This is a genomic window from Mesorhizobium sp. NZP2234, assembly GCF_013170765.1.
GTDB lineage: Bacteria > Pseudomonadota > Alphaproteobacteria > Rhizobiales > Rhizobiaceae > Mesorhizobium > Mesorhizobium loti_D.
This window is the reverse complement of the sequence record NZ_CP033364.1, coordinates 257,423-277,318: the sequence shown is the minus strand read 5'-3', so window position 1 is coordinate 277,318 and position 19,896 is coordinate 257,423. Positions and strand designations below refer to the sequence as shown.

Sequence of the window (19,896 nt, the reverse complement as noted above, 5' to 3'; positions counted from 1 at the left end):
GCCCTCACCGCCGCCGATGGCCGGCCGCCGGCTCCCCGGCGGCTAAATTGCCAACCGAAAGGTCGGCTTCGATCAGCTCCACCGCCTCGCCAATCCTGTCGAGGCCGGTCGGAACTTCCAGCCGGAACACGCCGACATGGTTAGCGATTGCTGAACATTGGCGAAAATGCAGCGCCGCGAAATCGCCGGACAGCGCCGCGCGGCCGAACCGCGTCACGTAGGAGAATTTGATGATGGCCGGCAGGGCGGCGATACCGGGCAAGGGCATGATCCCGGCCTTTTGGCCGCGCTCGAGGACATAGATCCTGGTCGCGGGCACCAAGCCGCCGGAGAAGGCGCCGTGCAGGCGATGTTGCATCTTACCGATCGCCGGATGCACTTGCGGCCGCACTTCCGCCTGGCCAAGCGAAATCGCGGCGGCGGCATCCGCGGCAAGCTTGATCTGGGGAAAGCCCGCAACGATCATCGGCGCGACCGGGTTGGCCAGGTCCATAGCCACGACATCATCGGTAAGCAAATCATGCCCGGCGCGGATCAGCGCGCTTGCCGTCGTCGACTTGCCGGCGCCCTTGTCGCCCATGAAGATGGCGCCCCTCCCAGCCACCGCGATGGCGCTGGCATGCAGGACGAGCAGGCCGCGCTGGTGCAGCAACAATGCCATCACCGGCCCGAGCAGCGGGAAGGCAAGCAGCGCGTCGTCGACGCCGGGCGCCGGCTCGATATCGATGCGGTTGGAACCGCTGATCAGGAAGGCGCCGACGGCGTGCCACGCCAGATATTGCCGGTCCGGCTCGAAGCGGAAGATCGTCGCGGTCTCGGCCGAAGGCTTCGGCATGTCGATCATGCCGATGGCGATCAGGATATCCGGCGCCGCCGGGTCCGCCGGCTGCAGTTCGGGCAACGCCACGTCGGATGCGACGATCAGGCCATAGGCCCGGTAGTAACGTCGCTCCCTCATCATCTCGTCATGGGGAGGATGCTCACCAAGGCAGGTGGCGAACGGCTGGTTACGGGGCATCATGCGGGGCTCCCGCTGTGCTGGACCTGCCGCAGCCAGAGCGACAGCGAGGCCGAACGCCAGACATACTGGACATCGAGAGGGGCCGCCCGATCCGGCTGGCGCATCAGTCGACCATATGCGGCGCTCACCTGTGGCAGGTTGACATAGGGCGCGATGCGCCCGGCGTCCGAGACCAGCAATTGCTCCAGCAGGTCGCGATGGTTGCGCACCATGCCATTGACCAGATTGGCGGTGAAATCGATCTTGTCGCGCCGCCACTGCACCGCCGGCGGCAGGATGCCCTCCATCGCCCTGCGCAACACATGGCGGCCAAAGCCGTGGCTGAGTTTCTCCTCGCCCGGCAGCGCCAGGCAGAATTCGACCAGCGGCTTGTCCCAGAAGGGATACCGTGGCTCGATGCCGAAATTGGCGGCCGCCTTGTCGAGCACCTCGAAAGAGTGGGGCACATAGCCGTTCAACAAGATCCAGCGATGGCTCAAGGCGTCGCTGGCCTGGACGCCCGGCGGCATGTATCCGGCCCGGTGGAAACGGTCGACGATCTCGGTGCGCCTGGCCAGGTCCGGATTGATCAGGTCGCGCCAACTGCGGCCGCGCTGTATCCGCGCGGGCTTGCGTATCCTGTTCAGCGCCCGGTTCGCCAGCTGTCTCAGCCTGGCGATCCGCCATGCCGGCCCATAGAGGGTCAGGAACTGGAAATAGAGGCCGAGCGTGCTGTCGCCATAGGTGTTGGAGGCACTGCGAACCTCGCGCCAAAGGTCCAGCCACCTGCGGCCATTGGCAAGCTCGTGCAGATGGCCATGGCCCTGTGAAACGACCTCGTCGCCGCCATGGCCGTCGAGCAGCACTTTCACGCCCTTGGCTCCCGCGGTCCTGTATATGCTGCGGGTGAGCGTCAAGCCCGGCGCCAGGAAGGTGCCTTCCTGCTCCTCCAGCACCCGCTCGAACTCGGCGAAGGGTGCATAATTGCCAACAGGGATCAGCGTCGGATCGGTTTTCTGCTGGTCAAGCACGGCATCGATGAACGCCCGCTCATCCATTGGCGAGCCCTTCTCGAAAATCAGCGAGAAGGTCGGCAACTTGGGTTTCCGCTCGGCGGCATTCTGCAGGCCGGCGACACAGGCGATCGAGGAGGAGTCGAGGCCGCCGCTCAGCATCGCGCCGGTCGACTGACTGCCGCGCATACGGTTGCGCACCGATTGCGCGAACAGATGGCCGAATTCCTCCGCCGCATCCGATCGCAGCGGCCGCGTCGATGGCTCGATCTGCCAGTATCGGCGCAGCATCACATGTTGCGCGGTGACGGTGAGGCTGTGACGCGCCGGCAGGCTGAAGATATCGCTGTAGGGGGTGGATTGCGGGTCGTCGGGAAGTCCAGCCAGGAATCCCGAAATGCGGTGCTCGCTGATGCGCGCATCGACCCCGTCGAGGCCAAGCATCGGCCCGATCTCGGAGGCAAAGGCAAAACGCCCGTCCGCGGCGTGGTAGTAGAATGGCTTGACCCCGAAATGGTCGCGCACGCAAAACAGCAGCCGCCGCTCGGCATCCCAGATGGCAAAGGCGAAATCGCCCTGCAGGTGGACGGGGCAGGATTCGCCCCAGCGCAGGTAGGCCCGCATCAGCAGTACTGCGTCAGCGACCGATCTGTCGCGCACACCCAGCCTCGCCATCAGCTCGTCGCGATTGTCCAGCCGGCAATCGGCGGTGACGGCGAGCTTGCCGCCGGCCATGGTGAGCGGGCCGGGACCGGCCTCATCCGTGGTGTTGAGCCAGGCGTGGCCAAGCGCGATGCCGCCGTCCAGCCACCACGAGTTTCCGTCCGGCCCGCGGTGGCGCATGCGTGCCAGCATCTGCTGGATATCGGTCGCGGCGTCCTCGGGCGCTAATTCCCGGCCCGCGATCGTGTGTCCTCGGACCGCAATCGCGTGTCCCTGTCGCAGCAGGATTCCGGCCACGCCGCTCATCGGCTGCCGTGGTCCACCAGATGGGCGAAGCCATCGACGGAGCCGCCAAGGACGACATGGTTGTCGCTGACCAGCCAGGCATGCGCCTTCAATTGCTCGCCCGTGCCGCGTTCGACGCCGATGCGGATGCTGGAGGCATTGCCCTGGCGTGCGAGAATGTATTGACCCGAGAGTGCCTGGGTAAGGCAAGTGGCACGCGGCACGAAGCGTGCAGCTGCGGCGACGCCCCAGGCGACGAGCCGCAATTCGCCCATACTGGCGCACTGGCGCGCGTTGAGCCGGGTCACCATGCCACGAACACGGTTGTAGGAGAACAAGGTCAGCCCCAGCCGGATGGCGGCGACAACCAGCAGGCAGTGGCAGAGAAAAAGGGCCTCGGAGCCGCTCAGCGACAGAACCCTGGCCAAACTACGCCGGCGGGGCGTCCGCCTGGGTCTTTGTTCCGTCGCAGGTCTTTGCCGCGGGATCATGGCCTTTTGCGGAGCCTGCCTAGACGAGTGCCTCATGCTGCAGCCTCGCAAGTCCGTTTTCGGTTAGGCCTTGCAGCAATGCGTCGACGTCGGCCTTGCAGCGCTCGGCGTCGACATTGTAGCGCGCAAGCACGGCGCCGCGGATATCGGCGATCGACTTCGGCTCCTGGATCAACTCCCAGATAAAAGCGCCGACGCCGTTGAGGCTGTAGTAGATATTGGATTTGAGATTGAGAAGCGCGAGGCCTTCGCCAAATTCGCAAGCCACGGCATCCCCGGTGGCACTTACGCAATCGTGTTCAGATGGGTTCCAGTTCATCCCAAAACCTCGTTTGCAACACACGGTCCACGCGTCGTCAGTTCAAAAGGGAAAGTCGGGGATTTTCATCCCCGGCTCCATTTATTGTCTTGAATCCCGGAAGCCCAACGTCACTCCTCCGGGATCAGGTTGGTCTCAGGAGAACGTCAGGTCGCCGATTGGGGTGTGCGCGGGAAACGACGCGTCGGTTGCCGTGCTGCCACCACCGCCCTGGGTGATGGTTTCAATGGAACCATGTACCGTCAGGCTTGGCGTTTCGTACTCGTGCTTTTCAACATTCTGTTCCATTTTACTCTCCAAAATGAGGACTGGAAACGGCCTGTCGAGTGCCGTCAGCACTTTCATGCTGCGTTGCAATAGCTGCATGGCAACATTTATGAGTCAAGCCTGATTTACCTCTGGTTAATCAATTAAGGGTTGCGGTCGTCACCATGTGTGCGTGGGCTGCTCAAAATTTCGCCTCTTTTTGACTGAAGCTCGAATGATCCGCCTCCTGCGATGACAAGTCTTTAAGCTGTTGATTTTGTTATGATAAAAAGTTGGTGGGGTTGATGATATTTTAGGCATCCCTAAATAAGGATATGTTTCCATTAGCCGGCCCGCGGTGACGATCGACCGCAAGGCCCCGCTGGCGGTTGCAATTCCAATCGTATCTTTCACGGTCTTCGGGAGGCTAGGCAACCGCTCTGGTTGCAAAATTTCGCACTGCGAAAGGAAAGACTTTACGCAGCCGAGGTTTTTGAGGATGCTTTGCTTCGCACTTGCAGCATACGTGTCGCGCAAACCGCGTTTTGGAGACCATGCGCTCAATGGCCTTGCCGGAAAGTTCCTATGAACGACTGCGCGCAGCCGACTGCGCCGACGAGATTGCCTATGTGCAGGCCTGTCTGCGGTTGTATTTCTCGGGCGCGGCGGCCTCGGCTGGCGATCTGTCGCAGCCGGGCCTTTCCGTTGCCGCCGTCGCCGATATCGCCAGGCTGAACAAAGTCGCCACCTTCGTTCTGAAGGCGCTGTCGCGCGCCCCCGCGGGCGACAGGCCGGCTGAGCTTTTCCGATGGCTCGACACCTATCGCCGGCAGACGGTTTCGATGAACGCCGCCTGCCTCATGGATTCGATGGCGATCCACCAGGCGCTGCGCGACAGGCAAATCGATTTCGTCTTTCTGAAGGGCCCGTTTCAGCAGCATCTGCTCTACGACGACCATTTCATGAAGCCTTCGGGCGATGTCGATATCCTGGTTTCGCCTGCGGGGTTCTCGAGGGCGCGCGACGCGCTGCGTTCGATCGGCTACGAGGTATCAGGCAAGTCGCGCTCGGTCTGGTGGGTTCGCTTCCTTGGCGAACAGCACATGATTCGTGGAAGCGGGTCGAAATCCTCCACGGTCGACCTTCACTATCGGCTCCAGCAGCCCGGCTCGCCCAGTCCACGCGATGCCGACGGGTTCCTGCGACGCAAACGGCTGGTCGAGATCACCGGCACCGGAGTGCCGTTCACGTCGGTCGCCGACACGCTGATGCTGTCCTGCATCAGCGTCGCCAAGGCCCTGTTCAACCGCGAGCCCTGCGCCGGCTATGTCTGCGATATCAGGGCCAGCGCCAACCGTCTCGACGAGGCCGATCAGCGTCGTGTTCTCGATGCGGCGGTGAGCCAGGGGCTGGACGATACGCTGCTGCTCGGCCTGCGTGCCGCCGACGTGCTGTTGGGCGGCACCGATACGCTCTTGTCGGAGCGGGCCAAGCCGATCCTGTCGCGCATCGGCAACCAGGATCTGCTCAACATGGTCATCGCGCCATGGCTGTCGTCACTGCGATGGCCGCAGCGGCGAACCGTTTTGTGGGAATTGTGCGGCCGGGCTCCCGTCCGCTATCTGGCGGAAGCCGGCTGGGCGGCATCGGCGGACATCAGCCGCCGCATCTTCGAACGGCCGGCCAGTCCGTAATGGCGATGGGCATCGAATACGTACAGGGCGAGGGCAGATCGAAACCTGTGCAAGAGGCAAAACCCATGTCGATGACGAAATCCGAGGTCTGCGTGATCATCGCGGCCAAAAACGCGGCACGCACGATCGCGGTAGCCATCGCATCCGCATTGCGCGAACCGGAAGTGGCGGAGGTCGTCGTCGTCGACGACGGTTCCACCGACAACACCGCCGAGGTGGCCCGCTCCGCCGACGACGGCAGCGGCCGGCTTGCGGTGATGCGCCTCGACGTCAATCGCGGCCCGTCCTTCGCCCGCAATGCCGCGATCGCCGGCTCGAAGGCGCCGTTCATCAGCATTCTGGATGCCGACGACTTCTTCCTCGAGGGCCGGTTCCGCAACCTGTTTGCCGGCGCTGATTGGGATTTCGCGGCCGACAACATCATGTTGATCAGGGACGACGCGACCAGCGACGCGACGAAAATCGTCGCCCCGGATTTTGCCGCCGAGCCGGAATTCCTCGACTTCGAGCGCTTCGTCGAAGGCAATATCTCCAGGCGCCGCGTGCAAAGAGGCGAGCTTGGCTTCCTGAAACCCGTGATCAGCCGCGCCTTCCTCGACCGGCACCGATTGCGCTACGATGAGAGCCTGCGGCTGGGCGAGGATTACGAACTTTACGCCCGCGCGGTCGCCCACGGGGCGCGGTTCAAGGTCATCCGCTCCTGCGGCTACGGTGCCATCGTGCGCGCCGATTCGCTCAGCGGCCGCCACAAGACGCAGGACCTGAAGCGATTGGCCGATGCGGATCTGGCGCTGTTGGCGATCGACAGCTTGCCGGAAGGCTCCAAGGCGGTGCTGCGGCGGCACGAGCGGCACGTGCGCGACAAATACCGGCTGCGCAACTTCCTCGACGTGAAGGCCGAGCGCGGGCTGGCTTCGGCCGCGGCCTACGCCTTATCAAGCCAATCCAACCTGGTCCCGATCGTCCAGGGCGTGGCTTCCGACAAGCTCGAGGCGCTGTTTCGTCGCGTTGGTCTTGCCTCCGGGCAAAGGCAGGTGCCGCCGTTGCGTTTCCTGATGGCCGGAACCAGCGCCGGCAAGGAACGGTAAGGCACTGGGACTGCTCGCTTTATCCCGACGACAACACGTCGCCGCGCAAACCATTTCCACGGGATTTATGAGTTTACGAATTGGGTGGTTGCCTCACGGCTCCGACGATGGCAGTCTATGTTGCGGTGCAGCAAATAGATGACCATCCGAACTGGCCCCCGATCGGATTGGTCTGTCTCTCCCTCAGTGGAGTAGGACAATGCTGTGCGAGTTTTTCAGCCCCTGTTGCGGGGATTGGCCAGCAGCCCGGCACGCAAGCCGGCGATGACAGGAATTTAAGCCATGGCCTCGATATTCGGCTTCAGATCAAGGGATCCTGCCCGCGACCGGCAGGCCGACGTGTCGCGGCTCGACCGGCTGGCGAAGCTCTTCGAGCAGATTGCAGCCGAGATCGAAGCCGAGAAAACCGGCCTGGAGAGCCGCTACCGCAAGACGGCCACCAACGCTGCCTTTCTTGTCGAAGCCATGGAGAACGGCTCTGCCTCGCGCAGGCGCTCATCCGAAGTTACCGCGCTGACGGAGTCGATCCTGAACTGCGAGCGTCGCATCGCGGCGTTGTCGCGCCAGAACGGCATGATGAAGGAGCTCCGTCATTCGCTGGATATGGTCTTCGACGAGGGTGGGACGTCCGATTCCGCCGCCGTCGATGTCTCCAGGCCCGCCGGCGCCGGCCGAGCGTGATCGCGGAGACAGGGGACTGCCGCAAGGATGCGACGCAAGACAGGAGAGGTAATTCGGGAGGGTCAATGAGGAGGTCAAGGTTGGCCCGTTTGGAAGCGGTTCAAACGTCGACTTTGGGTTGGGGACACAGCACAAAGGTGAGTTTGGTATGAATTCGGGTTCGAAATCCACATCCACGACTGCAATTGACGCATCGGCCATCGCGCACCAGGCCGGGCGGACCGACCTATGGCTGCTTGGTCCGGCCGGTGCGCTGCTGTTGGCCGCTCTTGCCAGTCTCCCGGCAATTCCCGCCCGTGCACAGAATATCGAGACGGCTCCCTCTTTCGTCGACGATTTCACCAGTTTCAACCGAGAACGCTGGTACGTTTCCGACGGCTGGACGAACGGCAGTCACCAGAATTGCACCTGGTCGAAGGGGCAGGTCAGCGTATCCGACGGCGTATTGTCACTGGGGTTCGAGAAGCAGAAGACGAAGGATCGCGAGTTCGCCTGCGGCGAGATCCAGACCAAGCAGCGCTTCGGCTACGGCACCTATGAGGCGCGGATGAAGACCGACACCGGGCCCGGCCTGAACGCGGCTTTCTTTTCCTATATCGGCCCCTCCGACAAGCAGCCTTGGGACGAGATCGACTTCGAGATCCTGACCAAGGACACATCCAAGGTGCAGGTCAACGCCTATATCGACGGCAAGGGCAAGAACGAGAAGCTGGTCGAGGTGCCCGGCGGCACCGACAAGGCCTTCAACGACTACGCCTTCGTCTGGGAGAAAGACAGTTTGCGTTGGTACGTGAACGGCCAGCTGGTCAACACCATCACCGATCCGGCGAAGCTGCCCAGCCATGCGCAGAAGATTTTCTTCAGCTTTTGGGGCAGCGACACGATGAAAAGCTGGATGGGCGCGTTCGCGGATCCGGGCCGCAAGCTTTCGCTGCAGGTCGAACGCGTCGCCTTCACCGCGCTCGGCGAACCCTGTCAATTTCCTGAATCGCTCGCATGCACTATAAAACAGCTGGGAACGTCGAATTGAACCGGCCGTACCGAAAGCGGTTCGCGGCCCTGCACAGGAACGAAATCGAATGAATTTGACGGTGTTTGGAATTGGCTATGTCGGCCTCGTGCAGGCGGCGGTGCTTGCCGAGGTCGGCCACCAGGTTGTGTGCGTCGACATCGATGCACACAAGGTGGAACGGCTCAACCAGGGCTTCGTCCCGATCTTCGAGCCGGGCCTTGAAAGCATCGTCAGGGAGAATCACGCCGCCGGCCGCATCAAATTCACCACTGATGCCGCCGCCGCCGTCAGGCATGGGGAAATCCAGATGATCGCGGTCGGCACGCCACCCGGCGAGGATGGTTCGGCCGACCTGAAATATGTGCTGGCGGTCGCCGAGACCATCGGCCGCGAGATGGACACCGCCAAGATCATCGTCGGCAAGTCGACAGTGCCGGTCGGCACCTGTGAAAAGGTAAAGGCCAGGATCGCCGAAACGCTGAAGGCAAGAGGGCGCGAGGACCTGAGCTTCGACGTTGCCTCCAATCCCGAATTCCTCAAGGAAGGCTCGGCCGTTTCCGACTGCATGAAGCCCGACCGCATCATCGTCGGCACGTCCAGCGAGGACACCGAGGCGGTGATGCGCGAGCTCTACGCGCCCTTCAACCGAAACCACGAAAAGATGATCGTGATGGACGTGCGCAGCGCCGAATTCACGAAATACGCCGCCAACTGCATGCTGGCGACCAAGATCAGCTTCATGAACGAGATGGCCAATCTCGCCGAGCAGCTCGGAGCCGACATCGAGGAGGTGCGCAAGGGCATCGGCAGCGACCCGCGCATCGGCTATCACTTCATCTATCCGGGCCTCGGCTATGGCGGATCGTGCTTTCCCAAGGACGTCCGCGCCCTGATCAAGACCGCCGAAGGCGTCAAATTCGACGCCAAGCTGCTGCGTGCCGTAGAAGAGCGCAACAACGACCAGAAATCCGTCCTGTTCGACAAGGTGAACCGCTACTTCAAGGGTGATCTTGCGGGCAAGACTTTCGCGCTGTGGGGCCTGGCCTTCAAACCCAACACCGACGACATGCGCGAGGCGCCGGCGCGCGTCCTGATGGAGGCGCTGTGGAAGGCCGGTGCGACCGTGCAGGCCTATGATCCCGAGGCGATGCAGGAATGCCAGGCCATCTACGGGCTGCGCGACGACCTGATGCTGTGCGGCACCAAGGAAGCGGCACTGCGCGGCGCCGATGCGCTGCTCATCGCCACCGAATGGAAGAGCTTCCGCGCGCCGTCCTTCGACGCGCTCAAGGACGCGCTGACCACACCGGTCATCTTCGACGGGCGCAACCTTTATGATCCCAAGGTCGTGGCGCGCCATGGCATCGAATATCACTCGATCGGCAGAATGGCGGCATGAGGCTGGAGTGGTGAGACTGGTCTCGGACACGAAGAACGGTCGCGAGGACCCGATGGGTGTGTATTTCTGTGCGGAGTTGTAGCTGATGGTGCTGGACGTGAAGCCCGAGCAAATCACCAGGGATCATTTCGATCTTGTCGCGATCGGTTCCGGCTTCGGTTCGGCCTTCTTCCTGCACGAGTTCGCCAAGCGGCGTAAGGCGCGCATCCTGGTGCTGGAGTGGGGCCGCCACAACACGCATGAATGGCAGCTCGACCAGAACGCCAACACCGACGTCGACGACGAGGCGACCTACAAGACCGACAATGCCGACAAGCCGTGGAATTATACGATCGGGCTGGGCGGCGGGACCAACTGCTGGTTCGCGCAGACGCCACGGTTCCATCCCAATGATTTCAGGCTGAAAAGCACCTACGGCATCGGCAATGACTGGCCGATCGGCTATGACGATGTCGAGCCGTTCTACTGCGATGCCGAAGAGATCATGTCGATCTCGGGCGACCCCGACATGGCGGCGATGCTGCCGCGCTCAAAACCGTTTCCGCAACCACCGCATCGCATGTCGACGCCGGACAAGATGATGAAGGCGGCCCAGCCCGACCAGCACTTCGTCATGCCGACCGCCCGTGCCCGGGTCCCGACCTCGCAACGCACCTCGTGCTGTGCCAACCTACGCTGCTGGCTGTGCCCGGTCGACGCGAAATTCACCGCCAATAACGGCCTGATACACGTCTTCGAGCATCCAGACGTTTCGGTCTGCCTCGGTGCGGAAGTGCGGCGGCTCGACCATGTCGGCGGTACGGTCCGTTCGGTCACCTTCGTCCATGACGGCAAGCAATATCAGGTCAGCGGCGACCTCTTCATTCTCGGCGCCAATGCCATCCAGAGCGCCGCGATCATGCTGCGCTCCGGCCTGGGCGATGAATTCGTCGGGCGCGGCCTGCACGAATCCTATGGCTGGAATTTCGAGGTCTATCTCGACGGCGTCGACAATTTCGACGGCAGCACAATTACCACCGGCCTGAATTTCGGCCTCTATGACGGTCCGCACCGGTCCGAGCACGCGGCGGCCCTGGTCTATTTCGAGAACCGCTGGCAGCACGGGATGCGCGCCGAGAAGGGACGTCTGCGGCAGACGCTGCCGCTTGTCGTGGTCACTGAGAACCTGCTCGATGACGAGAACTTCGTCACCCTCGACGAGGACGACAATGCCTTTGTCTCCTTCAAGGCGCCGTCGGACTACGCGATCAAGGGCATGGCCCGGGCGCTGGACAAATTGCCCGGGCTGCTTGCCCCGCTGCCGGTCGAAAGGCTTTTCGACCGCGGCATCCGGCCAACCGAATCGCATGTGCAGGGCACGCTCAGGATGGGCACCGGTCCGGCCGATTCGGTCATCGACAGCGACATGATCCATCACCGGTTGAGAAACCTGGTTGTCGTCGGCACCAGCACCTACCCAAGCTGCTCCTGCGCCAACCCGAGCCTGACCGCGGCGGCGTTGTCGCTGCGGGCGGCGAGCCGGATCGCGTGAGAGGAGCGGGCTGATGATCGAAGTCACACGGCGCTCGGCACTGGCCATCCTGGCAGGTGGAGTTGCGTCGACGGGCGTTGCCTACGCGGCCGTCTCCTCGTTTTCGGACGAGGATCTGGTTCGGGTCACGCTGGAAAAATATCTCGGCAGGCTGAACATGCGCATCGAGCATCTGCAGCAGTTCGTGCTGGAGTTCCGCAACCGGAATCCCTGGACATTCCCGAGCGAGAAGCTGGGCGATGCCGTTACCTTGCTTGAAAAGGCGAATCTCGGCCACGCGCGCGGGCTGCTGCCGCGGCGCAAGCGGCGCGATCTCAGGCATTTCGATCGCTGGCTCGTTGCCGAATTCCATATGCTGACGGACTACGCCGGGCGCAGTTCGCCCGACGATCCGATCCGGTTCACCGGATGGCACTCATGCACCAACCCGTTCGCGACGCTTGATCCGCCACAGAATGCCTGAGGCGGCTTTCGACGCGGCCCTTGATCGGGCCGCAAGAATGAAACGCGAAAAGACCAGGAGCCAGGATCATGAAAGTTCTTTTTACAAGCGGCAATGGCTACCCGCCGGAATTCAGCGGCGGCGTCCAGTCGAGCACGCATCATCTGGCTGAACAACTGATCGAGCATGGGCATGAGGCCGCGGTGCTTGCCGCCCTGTTCGGCGACGGCGTCTTCGGCCTCAAGGCGCGCGCCAAGATGAAGCTTTTGCGCCAGCCCGCGGTCGTCGACAGCTTCCCCGGCTACCCGGTGATCCGGGCGTGGTTCCCCTGGGAGGCGGCGGGCTTTGCGGTCAACCGCGTGAAGCCGGATGTGGCGGTGGTCCAGTGCCACAAGTCGGTTCCGCTCGGCAAGGCGCTGCAGGCCGAGGGCGTGCCGCTGGTCGTGTATCTGCGCAACGTCGAGTTTCATGAACTGGCCGGCGACCTGCGCGAATTGCGCTCGGCACTCTACATCGCCAATTCAGAATTCACCGCGCGCACCTACAGCAGGGAGTTCGGCATCGAGGCGACGGTGATCCCGCCGACCATCAACCCGACGCATTACAGCACGCCGACGACGGGCCAGTTTGTCACGCTGATCAATCCCTATGAGGAAAAGGGTTTCGAGTTGGCGGTGCGCATTGCCGGCGCCTGCCCCGAGATCCCGTTCCTGTTCGTTGAAAGCTGGAAGCTCGAGGATGACCATCGCGCGCGCATCGAGGAGACGATCGCACCGCTTGGCAATGTCACGCTGGAAAGCCGCACCAGCGACATGAAGACGGTCTATGGGCGCACCAGGATCCTGCTTGCGCCCAGCAAATGGGAAGAGGCCTGGGGGCGCGTCGCGTCGGAGGCCCATTGCAGCGGAATCCCCGTCCTTGGCTCGCGGCGCGGCGGCCTGCCCGAAGCGATCGGCCCGGGCGGCGCGGTGCTGGATTATGACGCTCCGCTCGCCGACTGGGTCGCGGCCGTCAGGCGGTTGTGGAACGACAGCAAGGAATATGATCGCGTCTCGAGCCTCGCGCGCGGTTTCGCGGCGCGTCCGGAACTCGATCCGGACCGCCAGTTCGTCACCTTCTTCTCCATATTGGACAGGGCGGTCCGGCAGCGCGCCCGCCAGGCGGCATAGCCATGGCGGGCGGCAAGCTGCTCGATGGCAGTTGGCACGGTGTTGATCAGGCCGGGCGCTTGACCCGGCTTTTCAGCGTCTCGTAGCCGCGGGCGCCAAGCAGGGCGCGGGCGAGGGCCTTGGCGGCGCCCTTGCGGCCCTCCTGAGAGTTGATCTGCCGCAGCCTTGCCGGCAGGTTGCGCGCTGCCTGGCCGAGCGCCGGCAGCGACAGCGCGTCGGGAACGCTGACCATGTGCGTTTCGACGCACAGCACCGGCTTGCCCGACAGTTCGGTGATCTTCAACGCCTGCGCATGCTCGCTCTCGATGAACAGGATGGCGTCGGATTTGCGGTAGAAATCAGCCTTGAAACTGCCATGCGCGCCAAGCCGCTGGCGCTCCGCCTTGCTGGGCAGGTCGAGCATGATCAGTTGGTCGTACTGGATACCGTTCCTTGCGAGCCATGCCTCGGTCAGGGCGCGGTATTTCTCCAGCCGGCTGGTGACCAGCCAGCCGATCCTGTGGGTCGGGGCATGAAGAGGGCGCGCTTCGCTGAGGAATTTTTCATAGGCCGGGCCGTCGTCGTTTTCCGCTTCGGTCGGGTCGAGGCACAGCACCCCGTCTATGTCGACGCAGCATTGCGCCAGGAATTTGTGATGCATGAAATTCCACTGGAACATGCGCGGGTGCGGCACGACCTCGAAGACGACGTCGGTTTCGGCATGCCGAGGCTGCAGGCCGAACACGGCGGCAAAGGTGAAGTCGGCCTCGATGCCGGCGGCCTGGATGCGGGCGCGCGCGTCGCGCATGGCATTGCCGCCGGCGACACTGTCGTCGATCACCAGCACCTTGCGCATCTCGGAGACCTTGCGATCGAGTGCGGCGCGGCGCTTGGTGATGCCCGACGTGTAGACACGGCCTTCCAGGAAGCTATCCAGGTCGGTCATCGGAATGTTCGCGGCAAGGCTCACCAGCGTCGCCGCCAGCACGCCGCTTCTGGGAACGCCGACCACAAGGTCGATGTCGCCCGGCAGCCGGTGAAGGTTGCTGACGATGGTGTCGTTCATGTCGGAGATCGATCGGTAGTGCATGGATCGGACCTGATGCTCGTGTGGATATTGGGTAGCCGGCAAAGGCGTCGAAATTATTGCGCCTCGCGCGGCGTTGCCGCCGGCTGCCTTGCCGGCAGCATTTTCAGGGCCTCGCGCAAGGCCTCGCGGCCGGATGCGAAGGCCAGCGCGACCACCATGGTGATCAGGTAGGCAAGAACGGCGCCACCGGTCAGGGCGACGACAGGCTGTTGCGGCAGCATCGGCTTGATCAGCCAGACCGCCGCCAGCGCCAGATGCGCGCCGAGCACGAACGGGGTCGCGGCGCGCAGCACATGGCTGGCCCGCAGCGGTCCGCTCTTGCCGACATAGAGCCACAGGAACGGCGTGCGCAGATATTCGCTGACCGCATAGGCGACCGCCACGCCGAGCGCGCCATAGGGCAGGCCGATCGCGAAGGCGAGCACCGACGTCACCGCCGTGATGATGCCCCAGCGCATGAAGTCGCCGGAGCGGCCCTGGCTGACGAAAAGCCAGCCCGCCGGGTTGTTGAGCGGTTGCAGCAGCCCGGCAAAGCCGAGCGCCAGGAAGATCGAAGCGCTTGCCCGCCACTGCTCGCCGAGCACGAAGGGGATCAGCACATCCGACATGGCGGTGGCGAAAGCGACCCCAGGCAAGGCCACCAGCAAGATCAGCGGCATGACGCGCAGATAGGCGCTGCGATAGCGGTCCGGTTCGTCCTTCAGCCTAGACAGCGCCGGCACCATGACTTTCGACAGCGGATTGGTGATCTGGCTGAGCGGGAACAGAAGCAGCTTGTAGGCGCGGTCATAAAGGCCGAGTTGCTGCTCGCCCCAGTATTTGCCGATCAGCACGTTGTCGAGGTTGCGGGCGAAGAAATTGGCGAAGTTGAAGCCGGTGATGCCAGCGCCGAAATTGATCAGTTCGCCGATGCCCGCGACCTTGCGCGGCATGCCGGGCCGCCACCGTGAGCTTGCCCAGTAGCACAGCGTCGGCAGCACCGCGCCGGTCAGCGTGCCGGCGAACAGCGCCCAGTAGGAACGGTCTATGAAGGTCCAGGCGATCGATACCGCCAGCCCGGCGACGGCGCTGGCGACATCGATGATCGCCAGGCGCCCGAACTGCATGCACCGCGTCAAAAGCGCCAGATGCTGGGCGCCGAGCCCATAGGCCATGATCTGCAGGCCGAACGCGGCCACCAGCCCAGCCACGCGCGGCTCGCTGTAGAAGGCAGCGACCAGCGGTGCCGCGCCCGCGAGCACGCAGGCCAGGATCGCACTGACCGCGACATTGATCCAGAAGAGGTAGTTTACCTCCTCATGCCGGATGCCCGATTTCTGGATCGTCGCCTGGGTCAGGCCGAAATCCTGGAACAGCGCGATGAAGGCCAGCACCGGCGCGCACATCGCCACGACGCCGAAATCCTGCGGCGACAGCAGCCGCGACAGCACGATCACGGATATGATCTGTGTCGCGACCCGCACCGATTGCGACAGGGCGGTCACCACCGCGCCGCGCCCGACCGACTTGCGCAACGAGCCTTCTGGCGGGTCGAATGGATTGGCTTCCAAATTCAGGATTCCTGATCTTTGCGCGGATTCCGGAATCCGAAATCCACAACCGCCACCCACCCCAAACTACGGCAATAATTTTGCAGTGCAACAGAAAACGTGGATTTTTGCTACACCGCACCAAAAATGCTGCAATGCAGCATATCCGGATCGGCGCCCGCGCCCGCCCTCGAGGCCAGGCACGACAGCATCCCGTGCAAGAAATTTACTTCATGTCTAAATATCGGTCCGCCTGTATCCGTGAACGGTCATGACCAATCTCTCCGACGGAGCCATCGGCTCCCATTTGCCGGCCCAGCGCGGGTCCATGATGGCACCTGCTGCTACCCACAGGTCGAAAAACGGCTGCATGGGCTTGTTCGGAAAGGCGCCTCCGGCAGTGTCGGCCGGCGTGACGACCGCGGCTTCCTTGCCATCGATGGAAAAGACAACCCGTTTTCCGGCTTCATATTGCAGGCCGAGGCGATATCGTTTGCCCGAGAGATCGCCAACCAGGATCCATTTTACCCACACCGCCTTGTGCTGGTTGTCGACGTTCGCCCAGACGGTGAGTTGCAATCCCCTGGTGCCGACGATCTCGAAATCGACCTCCTCATGAGCCTTGTCGTTGAAGATCCAGAGCGGCGCCGCGATCAGGCCTGGCTTCATCGTCGGCAGCGTTACGTCCACCTCCCATTTCGCCGATGCGTATGCGGAATTGCTGCCCGAGATCACCTCGGCGGAGGCTTTCTCGCTGACGGTAAGCTGAAGGGCGCCGTCGACGATTTTGACGTTGGCGGCCTTCCAGTCATAGCCTCCGAGTTTGGGCTCGCTCCACTGCGACGGTGCGAAGGGATTGGAGTATTTCCAAAGCTGGAGTTTGACACCGGACCAGTCGGGAAGTTTGTCGAGGGCGACGTCCCCGCTTCCCGCCACGACGCTCTCGGCCAGTGCCTGGCTGACGACCGATTGTACCGCCGTGGAGGCAGCCAGAAGCGCCAGGAGTTTTCTGCGTGTGTAATTCATCGGTAGCCTCCATTGGCCGCCTTGCCCTTGTCGGCGGCGACGTACCATCCGGCCGTTCGATGCGGCCTTGGCGCCGTGGCGCTGGGCATGCGCCATCTTGAAGAGTCTTGCACCCCGGGTGAGGCGGTTTTTTGCCACGCCTCATCAAAATGTTGCGATGCAACAAAAAACTTCCTTCAGGGTCCGGCGCGATGCGGGCAGCGAGAATAGGCTGAGTGGTCCCTCTCGATCGGTGGGCCAACGCCCGGCAAAAGAGCTTCTGTTGCAATGCTCTCAGTGGTGCTCAGGCCGCGGAGGCTGTCGGAATGCGGTGAACTTGCCCCATTGCATTCTGCGGGTCAGGAGCAAACGACAATGACACGGGTTTAAGCGGTTCAAGCGGCAGGGATTGGGGGGACGAAACGTCGAGGGCGGGATCGATTTGTGCCGGCTGGCGGGCCTTCTCCACCGCGACACGATCGTAAAGCGCATCAAAAAACGCGCCTGCCGGCTCCGCCGCGAACATGACCTCCGCGGTCCTGCGGGCTTCGCGTCGCAGCGGCGCCATCAAGGCCGGTTGCCCGATATACGGCCTCAGCCGTTCGATGGCCAGGCTGGCGAGCCGTTCGACCTCATCGCGGAAATACCGTGCGTATTTCGCCTCCCCACGCGCGTCGTATCCCGGGCTGGACCAGTCGCCGGTATCGTCGAGTTCCACAGGCAATGAGATCCCGTTGACGCCATCCTCCAGGAATTCCGGCAAGGCGCAGACCTTCGTTCCAAGAACCGGCGTGTGCTCGGACATCGATTCCAGCGCCGAGTAACCGAAAGTGTCGCCAAAGGTGGCGAGGACGCCGAAATGCGAGTTGCGCAGCAACTGTCGCACCTCCTGGTTCGGCAACACACCGTGATGCCGGACGTTCGGCAGTTCGAGCAGCTTGATGTAGGGGTCGAAGAAGCCCGGGCTCGTCGGATCCGTCCATATATGGCCGCCAACCTGGAGACTGGACACGATGTTCACTCGAATTGGCAAATTTTGCTCGGCCGCCTTTTCCGCGATCTTGACCGCCACGCATCCGCCCTTGCGGCCAAAGTGGGCGCCGATGAATGTCAGCACCAACTCCTCGGCAACGTCTTGCGCCATCGCGTCTTTCGTTGCCGGCACCACGATGTTCGGGTGGCGAACCAGCAGCTTTTTCGTCAGCAGGTCCAGGTCTGGATGGTCGGAGTGCTGGGCGAGCAGGCTTCTGCGGGCAAAATGGGACAAGGCGATGATGCGGCGGCAGCCGGGGTTGGTGATCCGCGACATCAGGTAACGCGCCACCAGCCCGCGCTTGCGAAGGGCGAATTGCCGGGGCAAATGGGATTCGAACGACATGATGTATTTGGAGGAATTGACCGGTATCCGGTTGAACGCATGCACCATGTCGACAGACAGGGCAGGTTCGATCAGCGTCACGCCTTCCAGCTTCGACGAGACCAGGTTCAGCGGCAGAAATCGCTGTCGCAAGATCGTATGCCTGGATGTTCGCGGTGTAACGAAGCTGGTCGGATACTTGTCGTCATAGACGGCAATACGAAGAGCCTTGCTCATACAGCACCACCCGTATCGACACAGTGGCATCAGGGGGTATTCGCAGGCTATTCCAAAGTGCAGCAGTAGCGCTGCACTCAAATGCCGCGCTGCAACACACTGCAGGCGGGGATCCCCTGGCAACTTCCAAAACCCAACTTCCCTGGCAAGAATTCAACATCATTTTTTGTTGCACTGCAATACATTATTTAGGAATTGATTAACCACCATCTCGGCTGCCGGCGGCTGCGCGACTCGCCCGGTGAGATCGCCATGTTGCCGCGAGATGGCTGAAATTGCCTGAAATTGCTTGCGCAGCGGCCCATATAGCTTTTGCGAGGCGCAACTGCGCGGACATTTTCAAGAGTTGTGAACCGCAGGCGATGTGTTTGTGCGGCGCGGTAGAGGTGACTAATTTTGCTACACTGCACCAAAAATGTTGCGATGCAGCAAGAGCTGTACTAGGCTCCCCTTGGGTGGGTCAAACAGCGGTCGCGTTTTCATGCTGCATGTCTTGTACCTGGTGCACGATGTCTCCGATCCGGCGGTTCGCCGGCGGATCACAATGCTCAGGACAGGTGGCGCCAAGGTCACCCTGGCGGGCTTCCGCCGCACCGCCACCCCGATTGCCGATATCGAAGGATTGCTGCCGATCGACCTTGGCGCGACGCGCGACGGCCGATTCGCCCAGCGCCTGGCGGCGGTCGCAAAAGCGACGGTTTCGCTTCGGGCGAAGCTGAGGGGTGCGCCGCGGCCTGATCTCATCATAGCGCGCAATCTGGAAATGCTGGCGCTTGCCCGTCGCGCTGGGTCGGCCTTCGGCGCAAAGGTGCCGATCGTCTATGAATGCCTCGATATCCACCGCCTGGTGCTCCGCGACGATGTCCTCGGCAAGGCGTTGCGCGCCACCGAGCGCCATCTGGCGCGCGACGTGAAGCTGCTGGTGACCAGTTCGCCCGCCTTCATCGCCAATTATTTCAAACCTTTCCGCCAGGTCGCCGCCCCCGTCGAACTGGTCGAGAACAAGTATTTCGAGGCAGCTGCGATCCAACCTGGCACGGGTGAGGCGATCGAGGGGCCTGTCGCCCCGCCATGGCGGATCGGCTGGTTCGGGGCGCTGCGCTGTCGCCGCTCGCTCCGGTTGCTGGCCGATTTCACGCGCCGCATGGATGGACGTTTCGAGGTCGTGCTGCGCGGCCGTCCGGCGCTCTCGGAATTCCCGGATTTCCATGACTTCGTCGATGCCGAGCCTTATCTGTCGTTTCGCGGACCCTACCGCAACCCGGAGGACATGGCGGCGATCTACCAGGATGTCCATTTCGCCTGGGCGATCGATTTCTTCGAAGAGGGGCAGAATTCGGAATGGCTGCTGCCCAACCGCCTCTATGAGGGCTGTCGCTTCGGGGCGGTGCCGATCTCGATGGGCCATACGGAAACGGGACGGTTCCTCAGCCAGCAGGATATCGGCATTCTTCTGCCCCAGCCGACTGCCCAGGCGCTCGAGGCCGCGCTTGGCAAGATGGAAGAGCACCGCTTCGGCAGGCTGAAGGCGCGCGTGCTTGCCCGCAATCCCAGGACATGGAGCTACGACCGCAGCGACTGCAGCGCGCTGGTCGAAAAATTGCGCCGCCTGACCATCGTGCGCGAACCCCTCGCGGCTGAAGCCATGGCATAGGATGGACATCGC

Annotated in this window: 18 protein-coding genes; 9 read left to right on the top strand and 9 right to left on the bottom strand. The window is 62.7% G+C overall.

The window, feature by feature from the left end; all coding sequences use genetic code 11:
- Positions 1 to 4 precede the first annotated feature (4 nt).
- The 5 genes from EB230_RS01270 to EB230_RS01250 form a co-directional block, all read right to left on the bottom strand.
- Positions 5 to 1,021, bottom strand: coding sequence for a serine kinase (locus EB230_RS01270; protein WP_172371102.1), 1,017 nt, complete (start codon positions 1,019 to 1,021; stop codon positions 5 to 7).
- Positions 1,018 to 2,982, bottom strand: coding sequence for a lasso peptide isopeptide bond-forming cyclase (locus EB230_RS01265; RefSeq protein ID WP_172371100.1), 1,965 nt, complete (start codon positions 2,980 to 2,982; stop codon positions 1,018 to 1,020). The genes EB230_RS01270 and EB230_RS01265 overlap by 4 nt, the downstream gene beginning before the upstream one ends.
- Positions 2,979 to 3,389, bottom strand: a complete 411-nt coding sequence (locus tag EB230_RS01260; protein WP_244494020.1) for a lasso peptide biosynthesis B2 protein — start codon at positions 3,387 to 3,389, stop codon at positions 2,979 to 2,981. Before EB230_RS01260 ends, EB230_RS01265 begins: the two co-directional genes overlap by 4 nt.
- Positions 3,390 to 3,471: 82 nt before the next feature.
- Positions 3,472 to 3,720, bottom strand: a complete 249-nt coding sequence (locus EB230_RS01255) for a PqqD family protein (RefSeq protein WP_244494021.1) — start codon at positions 3,718 to 3,720, stop codon at positions 3,472 to 3,474.
- Positions 3,721 to 3,906: 186 nt separating this feature from the next.
- The gene (locus tag EB230_RS01250; protein ID WP_081295043.1) at positions 3,907 to 4,059 is read right to left on the bottom strand and encodes a lasso peptide; all 153 of its coding nucleotides are present in this window, start codon (positions 4,057 to 4,059) and stop codon (positions 3,907 to 3,909) included.
- Between the two features lie 521 nt (positions 4,060 to 4,580).
- Between EB230_RS01250 and EB230_RS01245 the strand changes: the two genes are divergently transcribed.
- The 8 genes from EB230_RS01245 to EB230_RS01210 all read left to right on the top strand — a co-directional run bounded on the left by EB230_RS01245 (position 4,581) and on the right by EB230_RS01210 (position 13,033).
- A complete protein-coding gene (locus EB230_RS01245; RefSeq protein ID WP_056569436.1) occupies positions 4,581 to 5,711 on the top strand; it encodes a nucleotidyltransferase family protein in 1,131 nt (376 codons plus the stop codon).
- 65 nt (positions 5,712 to 5,776) lie between these two features.
- Positions 5,777 to 6,799: a glycosyltransferase family 2 protein gene (locus EB230_RS01240; protein ID WP_081295042.1), complete on the top strand. Its 1,023-nt coding sequence runs from the start codon at positions 5,777 to 5,779 to the stop codon at positions 6,797 to 6,799.
- A gap of 282 nt (positions 6,800 to 7,081) precedes the next feature.
- Entirely contained in the window at positions 7,082 to 7,480 is a 399-nt protein-coding gene (locus EB230_RS01235; protein ID WP_056569439.1) for a hypothetical protein, read from the top strand.
- A gap of 148 nt (positions 7,481 to 7,628) precedes the next feature.
- Positions 7,629 to 8,510 carry a glycoside hydrolase family 16 protein gene (locus EB230_RS01230; RefSeq protein WP_172371097.1) on the top strand — a complete coding sequence of 294 codons (882 nt, stop codon included), beginning with the start codon at positions 7,629 to 7,631 and terminating at the stop codon, positions 8,508 to 8,510.
- Between the two features lie 49 nt (positions 8,511 to 8,559).
- Positions 8,560 to 9,891 carry a UDP-glucose/GDP-mannose dehydrogenase family protein gene (locus EB230_RS01225; RefSeq protein WP_056569441.1) on the top strand — a complete coding sequence of 444 codons (1,332 nt, stop codon included), beginning with the start codon at positions 8,560 to 8,562 and terminating at the stop codon, positions 9,889 to 9,891.
- An 85-nt stretch (positions 9,892 to 9,976) separates the two neighbouring features.
- The gene (locus EB230_RS01220) at positions 9,977 to 11,422 is read left to right on the top strand and encodes a GMC family oxidoreductase (RefSeq protein ID WP_172371095.1); all 1,446 of its coding nucleotides are present in this window, start codon (positions 9,977 to 9,979) and stop codon (positions 11,420 to 11,422) included.
- A 13-nt stretch (positions 11,423 to 11,435) separates the two neighbouring features.
- Positions 11,436 to 11,885, top strand: a complete 450-nt coding sequence (locus EB230_RS01215) for a hypothetical protein (RefSeq protein ID WP_172371093.1) — start codon at positions 11,436 to 11,438, stop codon at positions 11,883 to 11,885.
- Positions 11,886 to 11,953: 68 nt separating this feature from the next.
- Complete coding sequence (locus EB230_RS01210) at positions 11,954 to 13,033, top strand: glycosyltransferase (RefSeq protein WP_056569450.1); 1,080 nt, start codon at positions 11,954 to 11,956, stop codon at positions 13,031 to 13,033.
- A gap of 46 nt (positions 13,034 to 13,079) precedes the next feature.
- On the opposite strand, the gene EB230_RS01205 is transcribed toward EB230_RS01210, so the two are convergent.
- From EB230_RS01205 to EB230_RS01190, 4 genes are all read right to left on the bottom strand, one after another.
- Positions 13,080 to 14,102, bottom strand: coding sequence for a phosphoribosyltransferase family protein (locus tag EB230_RS01205; RefSeq protein WP_056569453.1), 1,023 nt, complete (start codon positions 14,100 to 14,102; stop codon positions 13,080 to 13,082).
- 53 nt (positions 14,103 to 14,155) lie between these two features.
- Positions 14,156 to 15,652, bottom strand: coding sequence for a lipopolysaccharide biosynthesis protein (locus EB230_RS01200; protein ID WP_172371092.1), 1,497 nt, complete (start codon positions 15,650 to 15,652; stop codon positions 14,156 to 14,158).
- Positions 15,653 to 15,868: 216 nt separating this feature from the next.
- Positions 15,869 to 16,657, bottom strand: coding sequence for a family 16 glycosylhydrolase (locus EB230_RS01195; RefSeq protein ID WP_172371091.1), 789 nt, complete (start codon positions 16,655 to 16,657; stop codon positions 15,869 to 15,871).
- A 283-nt stretch (positions 16,658 to 16,940) separates the two neighbouring features.
- A complete protein-coding gene (locus tag EB230_RS01190; protein ID WP_056569462.1) occupies positions 16,941 to 18,230 on the bottom strand; it encodes a glycosyltransferase family 4 protein in 1,290 nt (429 codons plus the stop codon).
- A gap of 481 nt (positions 18,231 to 18,711) precedes the next feature.
- Here EB230_RS01190 and EB230_RS01185 point away from each other — a divergent pair, with 481 nt between their 5' ends.
- The gene (locus EB230_RS01185; RefSeq protein ID WP_056569465.1) at positions 18,712 to 19,884 is read left to right on the top strand and encodes a hypothetical protein; all 1,173 of its coding nucleotides are present in this window, start codon (positions 18,712 to 18,714) and stop codon (positions 19,882 to 19,884) included.
- The last annotated feature ends 12 nt before the right edge of the window (positions 19,885 to 19,896 follow it).

Coding starts and splice junctions, on each gene's coding strand:
- EB230_RS01270 (WP_172371102.1), bottom strand. CDS start 1,021: ATGATGCCCCGTAACCAGCCGTTCGCCACCTGCCTTGGTGAGCATCCT.
- EB230_RS01265 (WP_172371100.1), bottom strand. CDS start 2,982: ATGAGCGGCGTGGCCGGAATCCTGCTGCGACAGGGACACGCGATTGCG.
- EB230_RS01250 (WP_081295043.1), bottom strand. CDS start 4,059: ATGGAACAGAATGTTGAAAAGCACGAGTACGAAACGCCAAGCCTGACG.
- EB230_RS01245 (WP_056569436.1), top strand. CDS start 4,581: ATGGCCTTGCCGGAAAGTTCCTATGAACGACTGCGCGCAGCCGACTGC.
- EB230_RS01240 (WP_081295042.1), top strand. CDS start 5,777: ATGTCGATGACGAAATCCGAGGTCTGCGTGATCATCGCGGCCAAAAAC.
- EB230_RS01235 (WP_056569439.1), top strand. CDS start 7,082: ATGGCCTCGATATTCGGCTTCAGATCAAGGGATCCTGCCCGCGACCGG.
- EB230_RS01230 (WP_172371097.1), top strand. CDS start 7,629: ATGAATTCGGGTTCGAAATCCACATCCACGACTGCAATTGACGCATCG.
- EB230_RS01225 (WP_056569441.1), top strand. CDS start 8,560: ATGAATTTGACGGTGTTTGGAATTGGCTATGTCGGCCTCGTGCAGGCG.
- EB230_RS01220 (WP_172371095.1), top strand. CDS start 9,977: ATGGTGCTGGACGTGAAGCCCGAGCAAATCACCAGGGATCATTTCGAT.
- EB230_RS01215 (WP_172371093.1), top strand. CDS start 11,436: ATGATCGAAGTCACACGGCGCTCGGCACTGGCCATCCTGGCAGGTGGA.
- EB230_RS01210 (WP_056569450.1), top strand. CDS start 11,954: ATGAAAGTTCTTTTTACAAGCGGCAATGGCTACCCGCCGGAATTCAGC.
- EB230_RS01205 (WP_056569453.1), bottom strand. CDS start 14,102: ATGCACTACCGATCGATCTCCGACATGAACGACACCATCGTCAGCAAC.
- EB230_RS01195 (WP_172371091.1), bottom strand. CDS start 16,657: ATGAATTACACACGCAGAAAACTCCTGGCGCTTCTGGCTGCCTCCACG.
- EB230_RS01190 (WP_056569462.1), bottom strand. CDS start 18,230: ATGAGCAAGGCTCTTCGTATTGCCGTCTATGACGACAAGTATCCGACC.
- EB230_RS01185 (WP_056569465.1), top strand. CDS start 18,712: ATGCTGCATGTCTTGTACCTGGTGCACGATGTCTCCGATCCGGCGGTT.